The sequence below is a fragment of the Ditibartonella choladocola genome, from assembly GCF_002007565.1.
Classification (GTDB): Bacteria; Pseudomonadota; Alphaproteobacteria; order Rhizobiales; family Rhizobiaceae; genus Bartonella; species Bartonella choladocola.
Genome location: NZ_CP015625.1, coordinates 1,059,373 through 1,076,744, shown reverse-complemented (window position 1 = coordinate 1,076,744; position 17,372 = coordinate 1,059,373). Strand labels below are relative to the sequence as shown.

General features: G+C 45.8%; 15 protein-coding genes. All 15 read right to left on the bottom strand.

All coding sequences use genetic code 11. From position 1 onward, the window contains the following. Positions 1-342 precede the first annotated feature (342 nt). The 15 genes from BBC0122_RS04810 to secG all read right to left on the bottom strand — a co-directional run bounded on the left by BBC0122_RS04810 (position 343) and on the right by secG (position 17,320). Complete coding sequence (locus tag BBC0122_RS04810) at positions 343-1,692, bottom strand: ferredoxin reductase family protein (RefSeq protein WP_077991823.1); 1,350 nt, start codon at positions 1,690-1,692, stop codon at positions 343-345. 183 nt (positions 1,693-1,875) lie between these two features. Beyond that, positions 1,876-2,337 carry a type II toxin-antitoxin system RatA family toxin gene (locus BBC0122_RS04805; RefSeq protein ID WP_077991822.1) on the bottom strand — a complete coding sequence of 154 codons (462 nt, stop codon included), beginning with the start codon at positions 2,335-2,337 and terminating at the stop codon, positions 1,876-1,878. Between the two features lie 3 nt (positions 2,338-2,340). After that, positions 2,341-3,309 (bottom strand): lipoyl synthase, encoded by a 969-nt coding sequence (gene lipA / locus BBC0122_RS04800; protein ID WP_077991821.1) that lies wholly within the window; start codon positions 3,307-3,309, stop codon positions 2,341-2,343. A 73-nt stretch (positions 3,310-3,382) separates the two neighbouring features. Further along, positions 3,383-4,843: a dihydrolipoyl dehydrogenase gene (gene lpdA, locus BBC0122_RS04795; RefSeq protein ID WP_077991820.1), complete on the bottom strand. Its 1,461-nt coding sequence runs from the start codon at positions 4,841-4,843 to the stop codon at positions 3,383-3,385. Beyond that, on the bottom strand, positions 4,827-5,510 hold the full coding sequence (locus tag BBC0122_RS04790; protein ID WP_077991819.1) for an SGNH/GDSL hydrolase family protein: 684 nt from the start codon (positions 5,508-5,510) through the stop codon (positions 4,827-4,829). The genes lpdA and BBC0122_RS04790 overlap by 17 nt, the downstream gene beginning before the upstream one ends. 2 nt (positions 5,511-5,512) lie before the next feature. Next, positions 5,513-6,907, bottom strand: a complete 1,395-nt coding sequence (locus BBC0122_RS04785; protein ID WP_077991818.1) for a pyruvate dehydrogenase complex dihydrolipoamide acetyltransferase — start codon at positions 6,905-6,907, stop codon at positions 5,513-5,515. A 13-nt stretch (positions 6,908-6,920) separates the two neighbouring features. Continuing rightward, complete coding sequence (locus BBC0122_RS04780; RefSeq protein WP_077991817.1) at positions 6,921-8,318, bottom strand: pyruvate dehydrogenase complex E1 component subunit beta; 1,398 nt, start codon at positions 8,316-8,318, stop codon at positions 6,921-6,923. Positions 8,319-8,335: 17 nt separating this feature from the next. Continuing rightward, entirely contained in the window at positions 8,336-9,376 is a 1,041-nt protein-coding gene (pdhA, locus tag BBC0122_RS04775) for a pyruvate dehydrogenase (acetyl-transferring) E1 component subunit alpha (RefSeq protein WP_077991815.1), read from the bottom strand. 128 nt (positions 9,377-9,504) lie between these two features. Beyond that, positions 9,505-9,834 (bottom strand): FtsB family cell division protein, encoded by a 330-nt coding sequence (locus BBC0122_RS04770; protein ID WP_077991813.1) that lies wholly within the window; start codon positions 9,832-9,834, stop codon positions 9,505-9,507. A gap of 310 nt (positions 9,835-10,144) precedes the next feature. Next, entirely contained in the window at positions 10,145-10,555 is a 411-nt protein-coding gene (locus tag BBC0122_RS04765) for a TM2 domain-containing protein (RefSeq protein ID WP_077991812.1), read from the bottom strand. A gap of 205 nt (positions 10,556-10,760) precedes the next feature. Continuing rightward, positions 10,761-12,035 (bottom strand): phosphopyruvate hydratase, encoded by a 1,275-nt coding sequence (eno, locus tag BBC0122_RS04760; protein WP_077991811.1) that lies wholly within the window; start codon positions 12,033-12,035, stop codon positions 10,761-10,763. 91 nt (positions 12,036-12,126) lie between these two features. Then, complete coding sequence (gene kdsA / locus BBC0122_RS04755; RefSeq protein ID WP_077991810.1) at positions 12,127-12,960, bottom strand: 3-deoxy-8-phosphooctulonate synthase; 834 nt, start codon at positions 12,958-12,960, stop codon at positions 12,127-12,129. 547 nt (positions 12,961-13,507) lie between these two features. After that, positions 13,508-15,136: a CTP synthase gene (locus tag BBC0122_RS04750; RefSeq protein ID WP_077994508.1), complete on the bottom strand. Its 1,629-nt coding sequence runs from the start codon at positions 15,134-15,136 to the stop codon at positions 13,508-13,510. Positions 15,137-15,424: 288 nt separating this feature from the next. Beyond that, positions 15,425-16,057 carry a L,D-transpeptidase gene (locus BBC0122_RS04745; protein ID WP_077994506.1) on the bottom strand — a complete coding sequence of 211 codons (633 nt, stop codon included), beginning with the start codon at positions 16,055-16,057 and terminating at the stop codon, positions 15,425-15,427. A gap of 795 nt (positions 16,058-16,852) precedes the next feature. Then, on the bottom strand, positions 16,853-17,320 hold the full coding sequence (gene secG, locus BBC0122_RS04740) for a preprotein translocase subunit SecG (protein ID WP_077991809.1): 468 nt from the start codon (positions 17,318-17,320) through the stop codon (positions 16,853-16,855). Positions 17,321-17,372: the final 52 nt, after the last annotated feature.

Below are 17,372 nucleotides of genomic sequence, written 5' to 3'. Positions count from 1 at the left end.
TTTGTGTCCAATATAGTCTGCAAGCAGCATCCGCATTTGCACGAAAAACCGGTAAAACGGCATTTAAACGATTAACGATTGGCGAAAAGAAATTCGGGTTAACGCCGGAAGCTTATTGCCAGAACGACATTGACGGTGAAGTTATTTACCGCGTTTTGCCTCGCCAGATGGCTTACAAGGTTCAACCGATTGTTCTTCCATTAAAACACATTCATTGATCTTCGCCCGATAATTGACCGATTATTTGACGAACTATAGCGGGGTGTTACCGGAGCGGGCAATCTCAACTGCTATTGGCTCTAAAATTTTGTCGTAACAAACAAAATTCGTTCCACCGCCTGTTCAACGCAATTCAAATAATTCGCGATGAAATTTTTGGCGGTCAAATCCGCATTGAACCATTTCATTTTCCAGGGTTTCACCAAAATTTTTCGGACCACAAAACCAGATTGATGATTGTTCCCAATCCGCAAACATTTTTCGCAACAGAGTTCCGTTAAATCTTCCCTGTTTCGGTGTTAGCCAGAGCGTTAGAACGACACCCGCCGACCGCGCCAATTGCGAAAGCTTTTTCTCGTCATCATCATCAAGTGCTTGAGCGATATAAACAAAATTTATTTGAGAATTGCGGTTTTCCTGTCGTGAGGCCAATTCGTCAAGTCTGGCTAAAAATGGTGTAATTCCAATTCCTGCGCCAATCCATATCTGGTCATGCGATTTATCATCAGAAAAGCAGAACTTGCCATAAGGACCTTCAATACGCACTTTCTTATGAAGCAGATTTCGTTTCAAAAGTTTATCTGTGTAATCACCAAGTCCTTTGACAAAGAACGTTAGCAAGCGGTTTTCCGGATTCCAGGAAGAGGCAATCGTGAACGGATGTGCTCCCTCTCCTTTATCCAATGTCACAAAGGCGAATTGGCCACTTTTATGCCCCGACCATTTATCGGAAACTTTCAACGTCAGATGCATGACATGATTTAACGTACCGATCCTGTTGCCTACGATTGTCGCCATGATTTTACGTCCAAAGCCCGATCTTTTCAGCAATATTGTGATGGCAGCAATAGACCCGAAAATTGACAAGCCGAATACAAGAAGCCCGAAAGGCTCGTTCCAATAGGCAAATTTCGTCAAAATAACCGCATGAAAAACCAGAACGAGATAAACCGCCGCGAAAATTGTATGGACATGCGCAAATAAACGGTAAGGAATACGTTTTATGAGTGCGATAAGACAAAGCACTACAGCTATATAAAAGGCCCATTCCCCAAAAACTTCCGCATTTTTTCTGAATGCAGAGAAAACATATTCAAGCCCGACTTTTTCCGGCATTGTGGCCAAATCAATATGGCGGGAAGGCCTTGTCAACCACCCCCAGCCGACGGCCCATTTTGTTCCTTTGGCAAGGAGAAAATGCATGATGGCAGTAAGAAGTGCGGTGATACCAAGCCATTTATGGAGCCGATAGGCCTTGTCCAACCCGCCCAATGCATCATCTAACACTTTAAGACGACAGGCAATCACCACATCAATGCTCATTGCCACGAAAGCGACAAGTCCTGTCAATTGAATGGCCTCGGACCGGAAAGCAAAATAACCGCGAGTGATGCCAAAAATTTCACCGGTTGCCAACCACACCGCAATAGAAATCAGGACGATTAGAAAATACGAAATCTTCAAGTTTCTCATTATAAGCTAAAACTCATTTTCTTCATTACAAGAAAATAGAATCCAATTCACAAAAGAAAACTTAAACTTATTTAATCTATTGATTTCATTAAACTTTATTTATTTTATCAAGTTTTTAAGGGTGTTGTTCAACCGGCTTTCAAAACAGGATGACAAGCGGGAAGAACCACGCTGATAAAATAATCAGGCTTGAGCCAAGCCATATATTTTGTCGGCACGCGCTTCAAAAGCTTCGGTGAAGCGTTTGAATGCAATATCGAACATCGCGCCCATAAGCACGCCAAGCATCCGGCTTTTGAACTCGTAATCGATATAGAATTCGACATCGCATGATTTACCGTCTTCGAGCGACTTGAATATCCAACGGTTTTCAAGATAACGGAAAGGGCCATCAATATAACGTACGTCAATACGTCTTTCAGCGGGATTAAGCAAAACCTGAGTGGTAAAAGTTTCCCTTATCATTTTATAGCCGACAGTCATATCGGCGGTAAGCAATGTTTTATCGCTCCGTTCTTCACGTGAGCGGATATTGAGAGATTCACACATCGGTAAAAATTCCGGATAGCACTCAATATCCGAAACGAGATTGAACATCTCCAGATCGGTATGTTTGACTTGCCGGTGGGTATTGAATTTCGGCATTCTTTATCCGCGTTTTTGAGCCAGTTTTTCCGCCCGCGCTTTTCTGAGTGCTTCAAAATCTTCACCCGCATGATGTGACGAACGGGTTAGCGGGCTTGACGACATATGAAGAAATCCCTTGGTTTTGCCGATAATAGCATAGGATTTGAACTCTTCCGGCGTAACAAAACGGATAACAGGATGATGTTTACGAGTGGGTTGCAAATATTGGCCAATCGTCATGAAATCAACATCGGCGGAGCGCAAATCATCCATCAATTGAAGGACTTCATTCCGTTCTTCACCGAGTCCGACCATAATACCGGACTTTGTAAAGATCGACGGGTCAAGCTCTTTGACACGTTGTAAAAGTCTGATCGAATGAAAATAGCGCGCACCCGGACGCACCGTCAGATACTTTGACGGCACGGTTTCAAGATTATGGTTAAACACATCCGGCTTGGCCGCTACCACAGTTTCAAGTGCGCCTTCCTTATGACGGAAATCAGGTGTGAGAATTTCAATAGTCGTACCAGGAGACTTTCTTCTGATCGCATGAATCACATCGGCATAATGCTGGGCTCCGCCATCGGGAAGGTCATCGCGATCAACAGAGGTGATAACCACATGTTTGAGCGCCATTTGTCTGACTGCATCGGCAACCCGTTCCGGTTCATCTTTGTCAACAGGAAGAGGTATGCCGGTTGCAACATTACAAAAAGCACATGCGCGCGTGCATATTGCACCCAAAATCATGAAACTTGCGTGCCTCTGCGTCCAGCATTCGCCCACATTGGGACAACCGGCCTCTTCGCAAACCGTCACCAGATTGTTATCACGAACAATATGACGGGTTTCGGCATATTGCCCACGTAACGACGGCGCCTTCACCCTGATCCAGTCAGGTTTTTTCAGAACCTCTGAATCCGGACGATTGGCTTTCTCCGGATGCCGTACCCGCTTCTGCGATAAAGTGTCAACAACGGTTACCATTTAGTACCTCACGCTCTTTCCCACTTCATATGGAGTATAAGCATCAAGATTGCAATTCACTTCTTGATGTTTGTCAGGCGTTCAACACCTGACCATATGCATCCAGAACACTTTCCTTCATCATTTCCGAAAGTGTGGGATGAGGAAAGACTGTATGCATCAATTCTTCTTCGGTGGTTTCAAGATTCATAGCAACCACAAAACCTTCAATCAATTCTGTTACTTCTGCACCAACCATATGTGCACCAAGCAATTGGCCGGTTTTCTTGTCAAATATGGTTTTGACAATTCCTTGATCCTCGCCCATGGCAATTGCCTTGCCGTTAGCCGAGAACGAAAAATGCCCGACCCTTATGTCATAGCCTGCGGCCTTGGCCTTTGCTTCCGTAAGCCCGACAGAGGCAACTTGCGGTGTGCAATAGGTGCAACCGGGAATCTTTTTCTTGTCCAACGGTTCGGCTGTTTCAAGCCCTGCAATATGCTCGACACAGATCACACCTTCTTCTTCAGCCTTATGGGCAAGCATCGGTGCTCCGGCTACATCACCGATAGCGTAAATACCGGGAACGTTGGTGCGTCCCCACTCATCAATTACGACACAACCGCGTTCGGTTTTTACTCCTAACGCTTCCAGGCCGATGTTTTCTATATTGCCCTGCACGCCGACTGCAGAAATCAGACGATCGGCAGTGATTGTCTCGGTTTTGCCATTTATATCAATATGGGCTGTCACAGAATTGGACGTTTTTTCGATTTTCGAAACCTTTGCTTCGGTAAGGATTCGGATACCTTTTTTCTCCAATTGCTTGCGGGCGAAAGCGGAAATTTCCGCATCTTCAACCGGCATGATTTGCGGCATCATTTCCACAACTGTAACTTCCGCCCCCATATCACGATAAAAGGAGGCAAATTCGATTCCGATAGCACCCGACCCCATAACGACGATGGATTTCGGCATGGTTTCCGGAACCATCGCCTCAAAATAGGTCCAAACCAGTTTGCCGTCGGGTTCGATACCAGGCAAAGTGCGCGGACGCGCGCCGGTTGCGACAATAATGTGTTTGGCCTGATATGTTCCCTCCCCCAATGTGCCCTTGGGAACCGGATTTTGCGGCTGCATAATTTTTTTGGTTATTTTTCCGACAACGATTTCGCCAAGTCCACCGTCTGTCGCGGCCTTTGTCAGCTTGGCTTCACCCCAGATAACATCAATCTTGTTCTTCTTCATCAAATAGCCGACACCTGCATTAAGGCGGGCAGAAACATTGCGGGAACGCTGGACAACATCCTTTATATCCGCTTCGATCGAACCATTGAGTTTCAAACCATAATCTTTGGCATGTTCGCTAAAATGCTTGATTTCTGCTGTTCTAAGCAGTGCTTTTGTCGGGATACATCCCCAATTAAGACAGATGCCTCCGAGGTGTTCGCGTTCGACAATTGCAGTTTTAAAGCCTAATTGTGCTGAACGGATTGCGGTCACATATCCGCCGGGGCCAGAACCTATAACAATAACATCATACGAATTTGCCAATTTTTCCTCCATGGGGAAAGATAGAGCGAGAGGCCGGGAACGACATGCACCAATGGTTGAAGCCCTTTGCCAATTGCTTTTGTGTTGTTTTCATCAAGTGCACACCATCAAGTGGTGACACAAGAGGGACAGACGCCGCGTCGAAGAAGGCACATTCCATCTCGTCAGCAATATCCGGTGAGAAACTTGCGGGCTTTCCCGATTTGGCAACAGTGCCGTTAAAAAGCCCGCTACGCAAGGGATGGATTGTTTCTGCCGCATGAAGTGGCGAAACAAAAATAATTTCCGATGGTTCGCTTTGCAGTGGATGAGAATGGGAGCGGACGTTTTCAGCCGGTCTTTCCATTCCTTCACTTGCTGCCATTCTTTTCTTTGCAACACATGTTTTCACGTCATTTGTTGCAAGCATAATCATTCCGAGATCAAGCGGCCAACCAAAGCCTGAAACCCTGGGAAATCTCGTCGAACCATCACGAACTCCGATTGAAGTTGTATCGCTGAAACAATTCATGCATCTGCACAATGCCGCCTCTACAACTTCAACCGAACCTTCAAATTGCTGTTCCGGCACACGGGGCCAACGAATTTCGTTTGCGTGACGTGTTTGGTTTATCAGATTTAATCCCCGTGACGGGGTATCTCCATAAGCCGGAACAGTTTTTTTCATTATTACACCAACATGCTCATCGGGTTTTCAATGAACTTTTTGAAGGCTTGTGCGAGTTCTGCTGCGAGTGCACCGTCTACTGCGCGGTGGTCGGTTGATAATGTAACCGACATCACAGTGGCAATAGCCAATGCACCGTTTTTGACAACAGCACGCTGTTCACCGGCACCGATCGCAAAGATCGTTGCATGTGGCGGGTTGATAATGGCGCAGAAATCTTTGACGCCATACATACCCATATTGGAAACGGCAGTCGTTCCACCCTGATATTCTTCGGGTTTCAACTTGCGTTCGCGCGCCCGTTTTGCCAGATCTTTCATTGCATTGGAAATCGTCGAAAGCGATTTTTCCTCGGCATGTTTGATGATCGGAGTAATCAATCCGTTCGGAATGGAAACGGCGACCCCGACATCCACAAATTTATGGCGCATCATACCGCTATCAAGCCACGAAACATTGGCATCCGGAACGGCTTTAAGTGCCAACGCAGTCGCCTTGATAACCATATCATTGACCGAAAGCTTATAAGCCGGTTTTTCGCCTGCACTTGTTTTAACCATTGGAGCTGCCGCATTCAATTCGGCACGCAATTTCAACAAGGCATCAAGCTCGCAATCGATTGTGACATAAAAATGCGGAACTGTGTGTTTTGATTCAACCAGACGTTTGGCAATGGTTTTGCGCATACCATCGTGAGGAACAATCTCGTATTCATCGGTATTGAAGAGCTTCAATACCTGTTCGTCCGACGACGAGCTACCGGCCGAAGCAGGAGTTTCGACAGCCTGTGCAGTCGCAGGCGCAGCCTTACCGGTACCATTTGACAATGCCGCATCAATATCGCGTTTGATGATGCGTCCATGTGGTCCTGTACCCGAAATAAGCTCCAATTGAAGCCCGTTTTGTTTTGCAAGCCGGCGAGCCAACGGGGAAGCGAAAATCCGGTTTCCTTTGTCTGTCACCGGAGCTTTGGAAGCCGGAGGCACAGCAGTTGCCGGAGCGGGATTTGGACTGGCGGCTGCGGCAACAGGCGCGCTCGCATCGGCTTTCTGCGGGGCAGCAGCAGGAGAAGCCGGTTGCGCGGTTGTCGGAGAAGATGAAGCCTGTTTCTTTTCTTCGTCTTCAATCGCTTTAATAGCATCCTCGGCACTTTCACCATCTTCCGCCAGAATACCGATCAATGCATTGACTTTCACGCCTTGTGTGCCGGCAGGAACAACGATTTTTGCAAGCGTTCCCTCGTCTGCCGCGTCCACTTCCATCGTTGCTTTATCGGTTTCAATTTCGGCAACCGTATCACCGGGTGAAACTTTATCTCCGACTTTGATGTCCCACTTTGACAAAGTTCCTTCTTCCATAGTCGGAGAAAGCGCCGGCATCGTAATTTTAATAGCCATAGTGCAGTCTCCTTCAGGCTTTGTAAGTGACAGATTTTACCGCGTCGACGACCTCGGCAACGCTCGGCAAGGCAAGCTTTTCGAGGTTCGCCGCATAAGGCATCGGAACGTCCTTGCCGGCAATTGTGGCAATCGGTGCATCAAGATAATCAAATGCCTGCTGCATCACACGGGTAGCAATTTCAGTTCCGACAGATGATTGCGGGAAACCTTCTTCGATTGTTACCAGACGACCTGTTTTCTTCACCGATTCGATAATGGTCGGCAGATCCATAGGACGAACTGTTCTCAAATCGATCAACTCGACATCAATTCCGAGTTTCTCGAATTCCGGCAGTGCTTCAACTGCATAATTCATTCCCATGCCCATACCGACGATCGTAACATCGTTACCGGCCTTATGGATACGGGCTTTTCCTATCGGCAAAACAAAATCATCCAGCTTCGGTACATCGAACTGATGGCCGTAAAGCAATTCGTTTTCAAGGAAAATGACCGGATTATCATCGCGGATTGCAGCTTTTAGAAGACCTTTTGCATCTGCGGCAGTATAAGGCATGATAACCTTCAAGCCCGGCACATGACTATACCACGAAGCATAGCACTGGGAATGCTGCGCACCAACGCGCGAAGCCGCTCCATTCGGACCACGGAAGACCATCGGTGCATGCATCTGTCCGCCCGACATATAATGTGTCTTGGCAGCCGAATTTATAATCTGGTCGATTGCCTGCATCGCAAAATTGAACGTCATGAATTCAACAACCGGACGCAAGCCACCAAAAGCCGCTCCAACGCCAAGACCGGCAAATCCCTGTTCGGTAATTGGCGTATCAATGACACGTCGTGCGCCGAATTCATCAAGCAGCCCCTGACTGACCTTATAAGCACCCTGATATTGCGCAACTTCTTCGCCAATCAGAAAAACCTTGTCATCACGGCGCATTTCTTCTGCCAAAGCTTCATTCAAAGCTTCACGAACTGTCATTTTGACCATTTCTGTTCCTGCCGGAATGTCCGGATCGGACTGGACAACAGGTTGCGAAGGTTTCGGCGCAGCAGCAACAGACGCGGCTGGCGCAGCTTGAGCAGGTGCAGCAGGCTGCGGCGCTTTGGGAGCCGCTTCTTTTGCAGGATTAACCGCATTTTTAATGTCTGCCACTGTTTCACCATCTTCCAGCAAAACAGCAATAGGCGTATTGACTTTCACACCCTCTGTTCCTTCCGGAACAAGAATCTTGCCGATTGTTCCTTCATCGGCAGCATCGACTTCCATCGTTGCTTTATCGGTCTCGATTTCGGCAATAACATCACCGGCTTCGACTTTATCGCCTTCCTTTTTGACCCATTTTGAAATTTTGCCTTCTTCCATTGTGGGCGAAAGCGCCGGCATCAAGATATCAATAGACATAGTCGCTTTCCTCGCTATTAAAGAAGAACATCGGTATAGAGTTCGGAAACATCCGGTTCAGGATCGTTTTCCGCAAAGTCTGCTGCATCGGCAACAACAGCACGAACCTTTTTGTCAATCTCTTTCAGTTCGTCTTCGGTTGCCCAACCCTTTTTAATACAACGGTTCTTCACCTGATTGATCGGATCATGTTCGGTCTTGACTTTTTCAACTTCTTCCTTGGTGCGGTATTTTGCCGGATCCGACATCGAATGGCCGCGATAACGGTATGTTTGCATGTCAAGAATAATCGGGCCTTTGCCTGAACGTGCCCAGGCGACGGCCTCATCGGCTGCCGATTTTACAGCGCAAACGTCCATACCATCGACAACATAGCCGGGAATTTCAAAAGACAAACCACGACGTGAAAAATCGGTCTCGGCAGAAGCACGAGAAACTGCCGTTCCCATTGCATATTGGTTGTTTTCGATCACGTAAACGACAGGAAGTTTCCAAAGCGAAGCCATATTGAAGCTTTCATAGACCTGCCCCTGATTGGCCGCACCGTCACCGAAATAGACAAGCGTTACATTGTCGCGTCCCAAATATTTGTTGGAGAACGCCAAACCCGTTCCGATCGGCACCTGGGCTCCGACAATGCCATGCCCGCCAAAGAAATTTTTCTCCTTGGAAAACATATGCATCGAACCGCCCTTTCCCTTGGAAAAGCCGTCTTTGCGGCCGGCAAGCTCGGCCATAACACCGCGGGGGTTCATGCCTGTCGCCAGCATATGACCATGATCGCGATAGGAAGTAATAACCTGATCGCCTTCCTTGATCGCTTTGACTGTGCCGGTTACCACCGCTTCTTGCCCGATATAGAGATGGCAGAAGCCGCCGATAACGCCCATGCCATAAAGCTGACCGGCTTTTTCTTCAAACCGTCGGATTAAAAGCATATCGTGATAAAACTGAAGTTCTTCTTCTTTGGTAAATTCCGCCGGCTCAGGTGATCTGGCGGTATTGGTTAATACGGTCTGCGTCTTTTTCGCAGAAGTTTTTTTAGCCCGTGCTGCCATATTAAACTCCCTTAATTGGTGTTTTAAAAATACGCTTTCCCCGCCGAACATACAAGCACTATAAATGTTTGTAAAACGTGGTGTAAAATATTGATATGATTGTTTTTTAAGAAATGAACAGAATTTTTTTATTTTGACAGATCACCTTGACCCGTCAGGATAACAAATTCATTCGGCTTGGAAAGATTTAAATTTTTACGGGCATATTCATCAAGCATATCGCGTTCGATATGCCCGTCTTTTAAAAGTGAAACCTTTTTTTCAATTCCTTTACGTTGCTCTTCAAGAGATTTCAGCTCGTTATTGAGACTATCAATATGCTGTTCTACTTTGACGCGCGAATATAATCCATACTCACCGTGATAAATGTGGTAGCCAAAATAGCTGAGCACACCAATTGTCATAAGCGGCAATATAAATCGCCCCTTGATTGATCTGCGTTTCTGTTTTGTCCACATCATATTCTTTCCTGTCGAGCTTCTATCAGTCATGCACGATTTTGATTAAAGATAGATTACCGGAAGACTAAATTCCGAAAAAACAAAACAAACTGAAATATCGCGCGCCCCCTGCCATTATCAAAACGCAAAACAATTGCTCGCAGGCAAATACCCGATCACAATAAATGAATGTTTGGTCACGAAGAAACAATGCTCTCCTATTTTCCGGTTAGAGAATGAAAAGCCGAAATTAACCCTGAGCTATATCCGATCATGACAAAAATTCCTGCCCTTTCCGGCGTTCATCCATTTATCGGAAACGATTGGCTTAAAGATATTCGCTCGTAATCGGATTTCCATCTTTGTCTTTGAATTTTCCCATAAGAATCACGATAAAGTCTATAATTGTCCAGATCAGGGAGATGATCGAACCGAAAACCGTGATTGTGAGAAGAAGCATCAACACGCCTGTACCAATTTTTCCGACCATAAAACGATGTACACCGAAAATCCCGAAAAACCAGCAAACGATTGCCAGAACAACTTTTGAATGCTTGCTGTCGGTTTGCAACGGGAATATATTTTTCGCAAAAACGCCTTCAGCAACAAAATCGACTTCCCGTCCCTCGGAAGGTTCCCCCTTACCGTGCCAGTCAAGCCGCGAAAATTCATATCGGTTGCCGTCAAACCCCGAAATAAGACCTTTGTTCCTGTTGTAGCTTATAATCGAACCGCGCATGAAAACTCCTGATCTTTGCGTGACAAATTGCAAAATCACCAATCTGATCGGCAATCAATTTTGCACTTTTTTAAATTCAAATCCGATGAGTTGGAATTACCCGATTAAATAAGTAACAAACTTGAAAAAACGAGTCTTAAAAACGCAAAAAAAGCGGGCATCATGCCCGCTCTTGAAAATCAAAATTGGTAAAGCCGTTTTTCAATCAGATACGAAAAGCCGAAATACCAGCATAACGTGCCTGGGAACCAAGCTCTTCTTCAATTCTTATCAATTGATTATATTTGGCAAGCCGGTCGGAACGGGCAAGAGAGCCTGTCTTGATCTGGCCGCAATTGGTGGCAACAGCGAGATCGGCTATGGTCGAATCCTCGGTCTCTCCCGAACGGTGGGACATAATAGCTGTATAGCCGGCCTTATGGGCGGTTTCAACAGCATCGAGCGTTTCGCTCAAAGTACCAATCTGGTTGACTTTGACGAGCAAAGAATTGGCAACACCCATTTTGATACCATCGCGCAGACGTGCAGAATTGGTCACAAACAAATCGTCACCAACGAGTTGGCATTTTTTGCCGATACGATCGGTCAGAATTTTCCAGCCATCCCAATCGTCTTCGGCCATACCGTCTTCGATTGTAATAATCGGAAAATCGGAAATGAGCTTTTCCAGATAATCGGCCTGTTGTTCGGCATTGCGTGTTTTGCCTTCGCCCGAATAAACATATGATCCGTTTTTGTAAAATTCCGATGACGCACAATCAAGACCGAGCGCAACCTGTTCACCCGGTTTGTAACCGGCGGCTTTGATCGATTCCACAATAAATTCGAGTGCTGCTTCTGCGCTCTTGAGATTGGGAGCAAAACCGCCCTCGTCACCGACATTGGTGTTAAGACCTGCATCTTTCAAACGTTTTTTCAATGTATGGAAGATTTCTGCCCCGTAACGTACGGCTTCCTTGATGGTGGGCGCACCGACCGGCAAAATCATGAATTCCTGAAAATCGATCGGGTTATCGGCATGAACGCCGCCATTAATAATATTCATCATCGGTGTCGGCATCAAATGGGCTTGTGTGCCGCCAACATAGCGATAAAGCGGAAGACCGGCAGAATTTGCTGCCGCTTTGGCCGCTGCCAAAGACACACCGAGAATAGCATTCGCTCCAAGACGTGACTTGTTCGGCGTACCATCAAGTGCAATCATCGCCTCATCAAGCGCAATTTGATCTTCTGCGTCGAGACCACCGAGTTCCTGAAGAATTTCACCGTTGACTGCACTTACGGCTTTTTCAACCCCTTTGCCTTGATAGCGAGAGCCACCATCGCGCAATTCGACAGCCTCATGGGCACCGGTCGATGCGCCTGAGGGAACAGCAGCCCGACCAAACGCACCATCTTCCAACACAACATCGACTTCAACAGTCGGATTTCCACGACTATCCAGAATTTCACGGCCAACAATATCTACAATTGCAGTCATCTCACGTTTCCTTCCCGTTCAGGGTTCGTTATTTTTCAATGAATAGACAAACTCTCTTTATGAGGGAATACCCATTGCCTTATAAAATCGATTAAAGTTTTTTTGCCAGCCGGTCAAATGCCATTAATGTTTCAAGCAGATGTGGCAGGTTTTCAAGCTTGACCATATTCGGTCCGTCAGACGGCGCATGGTCGGGATCCTGATGCGTTTCAAGAAAGACACCTGCTACGCCGACTGCGACAGCTGCACGTGCAAGTGTTTCAACAAATTCGCGTTGTCCTCCTGAAGATGTGCCCTGCCCGCCCGGTTGCTGGACAGAATGCGTCGCATCAAAAATGACCGGAGAACCGAATTGCGCCATGATCGGGAGTGCACGCATATCCGAGATCAATGTGTTATAACCGAAAGAAACACCTCTTTCACAAGCCATCACATTCGGATTTCCGCTTTCGGTAATTTTCGCCAGCACATTTTTCATATCCCACGGGGCGAGAAACTGGCCTTTCTTGACATTGATAACGCGCCCTGTTTTGGCAGCAGCAATCAACAGGTCGGTTTGTCTGCAAAGAAAAGCGGGTATTTGCAACACATCGACATGGGGGGCAACAATTGCACATTGTTCTTCTGTATGAATATCGGTCAAAACCGGAACTTTGAATTCCCGCTTCAAATCGTCAAAAATATCCATTGCCTTTTCAAGACCAATGCCACGCTTGCTATTGAGCGATGTACGATTGGCCTTGTCAAAACTTGATTTATAAACAAAACCGATGCCCAGTTTTTCTGTAATCTCCTTGATCTTGCCTGCCATATCGAAAGCGTGCTCGCGGCTTTCCATCTGGCAAGGGCCGGCAATAATTGAAAGGGGCGCACTATTGGAAAATTTAACATTACCCACGGTGACAGTGCTATTCGGTTTTGTCATTTGATCCTCTAATCTAGTCATTTTGACATGATCTTTACTGATTGTCAGACCTTACCTTATAAAACCCGAACTGTTCAATATCATTGTTTCGGAACAGTCCTGAAAAGCTGAAAACTCTTTCCCAAAAAAATTCTGTTTCAACCTTATGAATTTTTTATTTATGAGAAGCTCCGATAACGGGGGGCTATTAATAATATGTGATCGCCATAACGATTTGAGAGTTATGCCAATTGGAAGTTATACCGGTTGGAAGTTATGCCGGTAGGAATTTATGCCAGTAGGAATTTGTGTCGCTTGAAAGCCATTATTGCGACAGTTCGATCGAACCTTTCCTGAATTTTAAATTTTCAAAACGTCTCGCTAAATGACACGTTATAAAGCCGAACCCGGAACCGGCATTTTCCATACGGAAAACAGTTTTTGAACAGCATGAAAATTTCGATTATTTTGATCGGCTGAAGCCTGAGACCGGCGCAACAAAAAGCCTTGCAAATGCGCATCCGGTGCAATTTGCAAGGCCTGAAATTTTTGAAACTACAAGCTTCGGTTATACCAATCGGCTTTGTACCATTGCAGCCTTGATAAAGGAGGCAAAAAGCGGATGTGGCTCAAACGGACGAGATTTCAATTCCGGATGATACTGAACGCCTATAAACCAGGGATGATCTTGATATTCTATCGTTTCCGGCAAGACACCATCCGGTGACATGCCGGAAAAAATCAGGCCGCAATTTTCGAGCCTTTCCTTATAGTCTATATTGACCTCGTAACGATGACGATGACGCTCGAAAATATCGGTTTTGCCGTAAATCTTTGCAATAGCACTATCTTCCTTCAAAATGGCTTCATAAGCACCCAGACGCATCGTGCCGCCAAGATTTCCAGACTCGGCACGTTTTTCGAGATCATTTCCTTTAAGCCATTCTGTCATCAGACCGACCACCGGTTCATCGGTCGGACCAAATTCGGTGGAAGACGCATTCTTGATGCCGACAAGATTTCGCGCAGCTTCAATACAGGCCATTTGCATACCGAAACATATACCGAAGAACGGAACTTTACGTTCGCGGGCAAAACGGATTGCCATAATCTTGCCTTCGGCACCACGTTCCCCGAAAGCACCCGGAACAAGAATGCCGTGAACTTTCTCCAAATAAGGAGCCGGATCTTCTTTTTCAAAAATTTCCGATTCTATCCATTCGAGATTGACCTTGACCTTATTGGCAAGGCCACCATGCGTCAAAGCTTCATTCAGCGACTTGTAGGCATCTTTCAAGCCGGTATATTTACCGACAACCGCAATCGTCACTTCACCTTCCGGATTATGAAGCCGACGGTTGATTTCAACCCACTGATCCATTTTCGGTTCGGGTGCAGGATCAATTCCGAAGGCAGCAAGCACTTCCGAGTCAAGCCCCTCGCGATGATAGGCGATCGGGACATCGTAAATCGTATCGACATCAAGTGCCTGAATAACTGCCGAAGGACGGACATTGCAAAAGAGTGAAAGCTTGCGACGCTCCGATTCCGGAATAGGACGATCGGCACGAACCAACAAAATATCCGGTGCGATACCAACCGATTGCAATTCCCTTACCGAATGTTGTGTCGGTTTGGTTTTCAATTCACCGGCAGCAGGAATATAGGGCATCAATGTAAGATGCATATAAACCGTTGTATGGGGAGGCAATTCATTATGAAGCTGCCGGATTGCTTCCAGAAACGGCATCGCTTCAATATCACCGACAGTGCCGCCGATTTCGCACAAAACGAAATCGTAATTTTCATTTCCTTCCATGATGAAATTTTTAATTTCATCGGTAACATGAGGAATGACTTGAACTGTCGCACCAAGATAGTCGCCGCGCCGCTCACGCTCGATGATATTCCGATAAATCCGGCCGGTCGTGATATTGTCCTGCTTATTGGCAGAACGGCCGGTAAAACGCTCGTAATGTCCGAGATCAAGATCGGTTTCGGCTCCGTCATCTGTCACGAAGACTTCACCATGTTGGTAAGGTGACATCGTGCCCGGATCAACGTTGAGATAAGGGTCGAGCTTGCGAATCCTCACACGGTACCCGCGAGCCTGTAACAATGCAGCTAAAGCTGCTGCGGCAATGCCTTTTCCAAGGGAAGAAACCACGCCACCAGTAATAAAAACATATCGTGCCATGGGCTTATGGAGATAACTGTTCATTGATGATTCTTCCAGCAAAAAATTGGGTTTTATGCAAATTTTCTGTCTTTTGCATTTCGTTTTCAAATCCCTTTAAAGGATTGAAATAGCGTTCCTGACAGTTCCGTCTTAAAGCATTTTATAATGAGAACCAAAAGACAAACTTCAACAACCGGTCAAAGAAAAGCTAACGAAATGATTCATATTTTCACTTCAACCAATTGTATTCATTCAATAAAAAAGCCCCGTCATATACGGGGCTTTGAACTTTTTCATTCTGTCAAGTTACAGCACAACGACTTCTGTGCCGACATCGACACGATCATAAAGATCAAGGACATCATCATTAATCATACGGAAACAACCGTTTGACGCCGACGAGCCGATAGTCCACGGCTGCACTGTTCCATGAATACGGATATAGGTGTCTTTATCACCCTGCCAAAGATAAAGAGCACGTGCGCCGAGCGGATTTCCTGGCCCACCATCCATACCATTGGCAAATTTTGCATAATGTTCCGGACTGCGTTTCACCATGTCTTTTGTCGGAATCCAGCGTGGCCATTCCCGTTTGAAACGTATATTCGCAGTTCCTTTAAACTGTAGACCGATTTTACCGACGGCAATTCCATAGCGTCTTGCTGTCGTTGGCGTTTCGATCAGGTAAAGAAAATAGTTTTTAGGATCAATTACGATTGTGCCGGGCTTATAGCCAGAAAATGATACTGTCTGCGGACGATATTTTTCCGGAACATTATAGCTTTTTACAGATGGTATCTGCACATGTCCGACAGGAGCGATAGAAGCAACTTGCGCGCTATCCGCATCATTGCTATCAGCGATTTCTTCTGAAAAGGCAACATTGCCCGACAAAAAAAACAAGCCGGACAAACCGGCAATCAATAAACGGTGGTTCATTTCAAGCTCAATTCCGCGACGAAGATTTGAAAGGTTCTTTTGCAATACAAAAAGCTTTGCAATACAATTGCCTTTTCCATACGACCAATTTCGTATCTTCTCAATCTTTTTCAAGTGGTGAAATAAAAGATGATGAATTGCTATGGCAGCAATGCAACACATTTTTAAGAATGATTCAAAACGTGCATAGAGCGCTCTATTTTGACAAACATTTTGCCGATAGTGAAAGACTTCAACGATTTTTCTCAACTGTTACAAAATAACAACCAATTTCAATCACTTGGAAGAAATTTCTCGAACCTTTTCATCTTGATTTCTTGAACTTTTCACCTTGATATTGCACGCCCCCCCTCTTTTGCTGCCTATTTTCCCCGTTTTCAGCTTTAAAAGTCTTCTATTTTGAACCGGCATGTTTCACACATGTCTATTGTTTTTCCCTCACCTCCTCAATAGGAGCGTCCATTCCTGTTGTCACAGGGGTTCGTTAACAGAATCTTTTGGAATAGGTTAATGATAACATTTAGCCGATCTGCTGCATTAGTGAACGAATACAAGCCGAAACACAATTTGCCATATGATTTATTTTATATGATTTGGCAATTGCAGTAATGTTTTGATTGTTAAAGGTTCGGGATCACAACAGAAAGATTATCTCCGGATATTCAAAATCGAACCTCGTAAAAGATATAATCTTTAAAAAATTCAGTACCGCACATAATCAGCACCATAAAAAAAGAGCGAAAACGCTCTTTTTGAATTTTTTAAGAAAGACCGGAAACAGAAATATTCCTGCCATCAATTATTCGGAACGGGATTTTCCGGTTGTTGAGGAACCGGATTCTGTTCTGCCGGCGTTCCTGTGCTGTTTTGAGGCTGCGAGCTGTTCTCGCTGCTGTTTCCATCCTTGCCGCCGAGCTGTTCAAAAATCGTCGGTTCTTTTGAATTGTCGGCAGGTGCTTGTCCGGTTCCGGTCGACGGTACATTCTCTACAGGTGTTTTTGCATCATTCACCGGAATACGGTTGATAATATCGGCGCCAGGTTTGGAGACACTATCCAGCACCACCAGCGCGATAGATGTCGCAAAAAAGCAGATAGCCAGAATCGCAGTCAAACGCGTCAACGCATTTTTTGTGCCGCGTGCAGTCATGAAACCGGAACCGCCACCAATACCGAGACCACCACCCTCCGAACGTTGAATTAACACAACGCCGACAAGTGCAATGACAATTAAAAGGTGGATGACAATCAATACTGTCTGCATAAGCTCTGCTCTGATGTTACTGTTCGCCGCTCTTTACACGCAAATTACACAT